Origin of the sequence: Streptococcus sp. UBA3373 (assembly GCF_002360305.1) — a bacterium.
Taxonomy (GTDB): Bacteria; Bacillota; Bacilli; order Lactobacillales; family Streptococcaceae; genus Streptococcus; species Streptococcus alactolyticus.
This window is the reverse complement of record NZ_DEQF01000010.1, coordinates 13,321-14,451: the sequence shown is the minus strand read 5'-3', so window position 1 is coordinate 14,451 and position 1,131 is coordinate 13,321. Positions and strand designations below refer to the sequence as shown.

The following is a 1,131-nucleotide window of genomic DNA, read 5'->3' as shown; positions in this document are numbered from 1 at the left end:
GATTCAGTTAAAAAGAAAGTTCCTGAATTGCGATTTGCGGGGTTTGCTGACGATTGGGAAGAGCGTAAGTTCTCCGATATCGTAGTTAGATTAAACAAATCATCAAATAATAACCAATTGCCTAAGGTTGAGTTTGAAGATATCATTGCTGGTGAAGGGCGCCTAAATAAGGATATCTCTCGTAAATTTGATGACAGAAAAGGAACATTGTTTGAACCAGACAACATTCTGTATGGGAAATTACGTCCTTATTTAAAAAACTGGTTATTTTCTGACTTTAAAGGTATAGCATTAGGAGATTTTTGGGTTTTTAAATCTATAAATTCTGAGCCAAAATTTGTTTATAGTTTAATTCAAGCCGATAATTATCAAAGAGTTGCTAACGATACATCAGGTACAAAAATGCCTAGATCAGATTGGAAGAAAGTATCATCAAGTAACTTTTCAATCCCGACCTCTCTTGAAGAGCAACAAAAAATAGGCTCATTTTTCAAACAGTTAGACGATACTATCGCACTTCATCAGCGTAAGTTAGATTTGTTGAAAGAACAGAAAAAAGGCTTTTTACAAAAGATGTTCCCTAAAAATGGGGAAAAAGTTCCTGAATTGCGATTTGCGGGGTTTGCTGACGATTGGGAAGAGCGTAAGTTAGGAGATGTTTTATCTGAACGTAATGATCAAACGCCAGAAACGAATGAATATCCTCTTATGTCTTTTGTACAAGGCAAAGGAGTTACTCCAAAAGTAGAACGATATAATCGCAGCTTTTTAGTCAAGGATTCAGAAAAAAAATATAAAAAAACTGAATTGGGAGATTTCATATATAGTTCTAATAATCTTGAAACAGGTTCAATTGGATTTAATAGAACTGGAAAAGCTGTTATATCCCCTGTCTATAGTATATTTAAGTCAAAAAAATCACGAGAAAGTCAATTTATAGGGATTATGTCTGCCCGAAAGGACTTTATTTCTAAAATGGTCAGATTTCGTCAAGGTGTTGTTTATGGTCAATGGAGAATACATGAGTCTGATTTTTTAAATATTGATATGAAAATGCCCAATGATAAAGAACAACAATTGATTATTTCTTTTTTTGAAAACATAGACAACACTATCGCTCTTCATCAACGT

General features: G+C 33.5%; 1 protein-coding gene. It reads left to right on the top strand.

What is annotated here, in order from left to right:
* Positions 1–1,131 (top strand): restriction endonuclease subunit S (locus tag B3R79_RS01625; RefSeq protein ID WP_349677278.1); only part of this gene is annotated, 1,131 nt, incomplete at both ends.